This window comes from Hyalangium sp. (assembly GCF_045802625.1).
GTDB lineage: Bacteria > Myxococcota > Myxococcia > Myxococcales > Myxococcaceae > Hyalangium.
In genome coordinates this window covers 1-2542 of the sequence record NZ_JBJMQP010000220.1, presented here as the reverse complement: position 1 = coordinate 2542, position 2542 = coordinate 1, and the positions used below count along the sequence as shown (strand labels likewise).

The 2542-nt window shown below is 61.6% G+C and carries 1 protein-coding gene; it reads right to left on the bottom strand.

Going from position 1 to position 2542, the window contains the following annotated elements:
- Nucleotides 1–818: 818 nt before the first annotated feature.
- Nucleotides 819–1951, bottom strand: a protein-coding gene (locus ACJ8AT_RS35180) for an IS3 family transposase (RefSeq protein WP_407742342.1) whose coding sequence is annotated in 2 segments (ribosomal slippage) — nt 819–1678 and nt 1678–1951 — 1134 coding nt in all. Because the reading frame shifts where the segments join, the coding sequence is not laid out codon by codon here.
- Between the last annotated feature and the right edge of the window lie 591 nt (nt 1952–2542).

Sequence of the window (2542 nt, the reverse complement as noted above, 5' to 3'; positions counted from 1 at the left end):
TCAGCCGGATGCTGACCGAGGAGCGTGAAGCGTTCTATCCAGACGCTATCCGCCTCCTCCGAAGGTTGCGTCGCTCGGGAAGGATAGGTCCCTTGGCGCTCCGGACTACCCCCTGAACGGAATTACCTTCCCTGGCTTAAGTGTTCTAGTTCGGGATTGTTCTGGGACTTTCTCTTCGCGAAGTTTCAGGTTGAGGGCGCATGGATGCGTCGACCAACAGCGATCGTCTTGATGTCGGTGATCTCACCGATGATCTCAAAATCCTGCACGCATGCACCCGTGTCATAGAAACGCCTGGCCGTCTAACAGGTATTCGACCGCAATTTGCGGCATAGCGTGGCAGCCGTTTGGGCGGCCACGATGGCAGTATAATTACTTCGAAGTGGCTGTCCAGATCGGTTTTTGCATCATCGCGCCATGGAAAACGAAGAGACTATTGAATCGACGAAAACCGCATGGCCTCTATTCCGCCTATGCGTTCTTGTCTCTAATCTTCAAGATGCTGCACTCATGAGTGGCTTCGTGGACGAGCGTTATACGCTTCCACTTGCAGAGCAACGTCTTGCTCATGTTGTTTCCGTCTCTGGTTTGGTCCTTTTGGGGTCCCCAAAACCGGATTTGGTCCCGAGATGCAGGCGCCACCCCGGGGAGGTGGACCCCAATGGCTGGACCATTTTGAGGCCCCGGAGATTTGCATCCCAGGCAGCAGCAGGAGTGTTGATCAGCTCGTCACGTCGTCAATGTTCTGAGCTGTGGTGTCAGTTGGTCGTCCGCCGGAGCGCAGCGAAGCGGAGCGGAGGCCACCTGCGCACGTGGGTTCATGCAGCCACGTTTCGGAGTGGCTCCAGCCCCCGATACCGGGCCCAGGGCGTATGGTTGTCGAGCGCCTGGTGAGGGCGCTGCCGGTTGTAGAACCGGAACCAGGAGCCGATGCCCGCCCGCGCCGCCGTCAGCTCCCCGTAGGCCTTGAGGTACACGTCCTCGTACTTGAGCGAGCGCCACAGCCGCTCGACGAACACGTTGTCCAGGGCTCGGCCTTTGCCGTCCATGCTGATGCGCACCTGCGCAGCCTTCAGCACGCCGGTGAAATCCGGGCTGGTGAATTGGGCTCCTTGGTCCGTGTTGAAGATGGCAGGAGGTCCGTGGTGGCTCAGGGCTTCCTCCAGCGTCTGGACGCAGAAGTCCACGGTCATCGTGTTCGACAGCCTCCAGGACAGCACCGCTCGCGAGTACCAGTCCATGACCGCAACCAAGTATGCCCAGCCTTTCTCCAGCGGGATGTAGGTGATGTCGGCCGCCCAGACCTGATCGGGCTGGAGCACCTTCACCCCTCGCAGCAGATAGGGGTAGATGGGGTGCTGCGGATGGGGTCGGCTGGTATGGGGGCCGGGCACCAGCGCCTCCAGCCCCATCAACCGCATCAGCCGCTGCACCCGCTTGCGGTTGACCTCGTGTCCCTCTGCCTTCAGGCAGAAGGTGAGCTTGCGGCTGCCGTAGAAGGGCCGCTGCGTGTACAGCGCGTCGATGCGCCGCATGAGTGCCAGCTCCTCAGCGCTCACCTCCAGCGGCTCGTAGTACCAGCTCGAGCGCGCCAGCCCCACCAACTCGCACTGCCGACGCGTGGAGACCTCCGCATGGCCGGGCTGCACCAACTCCCTCTTGTCCGTCACTGGGAGCGCCGCAGCCCACGAGCTAAAAAATCTCGCTCCACCGTCAGCTCTCCTATTTTCCTCAGCAGCTCATCCTGCCGCCGCTCGGAGTCGTCCGACTCCTCGCGCTTGAAGGCCACCGCGGCCTTCTCCAGCAACTGCTTCTTCCACTGCCCCACTAACACCGGGTGCACTCCGAACCGGCGTCCTACCTGGGCCAGTGTCTCGCTCTCCTGGAGTGCGGCAACAGCCACCCGCGCCTTGAACGCGGCGTCGTACTTCTTCAGGCTTCTCTTTCCCATCGGCAGCTCCTTTCACATCGAAGCTGCCCGAAAATGCAAATCTCGGGGTGGTCCAGAAAACGGGGTCCACCTCAGTGTTTCAAGAGAGGGCTCTCAGTCAGAGTGAAGCGCGCATCCTTTGTGTCTTGGATTGGTCAAATCAAGGGAAAAGGAGAGTGAGGGCTTGACGGGAGGGAAAAAACCGGAGCGGCCCTGTAAGCCGAGTTTTGTCCCCACCCCTTTCGGAACGGGCGGTTTGTTTTCTGTGGCACTGTCCTGCGAGTCACCTCGACTGGCCGTTAGCCAGCACCCTGCCCTCTGGAGCTCGGACTTTCCTCCCGCCACCCATTCCTGCGGTGGCCGGCGTTCACCCGGGCCGCTCCGGCACCTGCCTCTTACAACAGGTGGGGGGCCGGGGCCACTCCGTCCGAGACGGAGCGTGCCAGAGGCCCGCCCACCCCGCTCTGTAACGACTCCAGTCTGCCCGCCTGCCCTCCCCGAGCAAGCATTCACGGGCGGAGGGTGGTACGTACTCTCCCGAAGAGCGCCTGGTGTGCCGCCTCCGGCTGTTCAGCTCGTCCCGTAACCCTCTCGTACCGGATCATGTGGCTC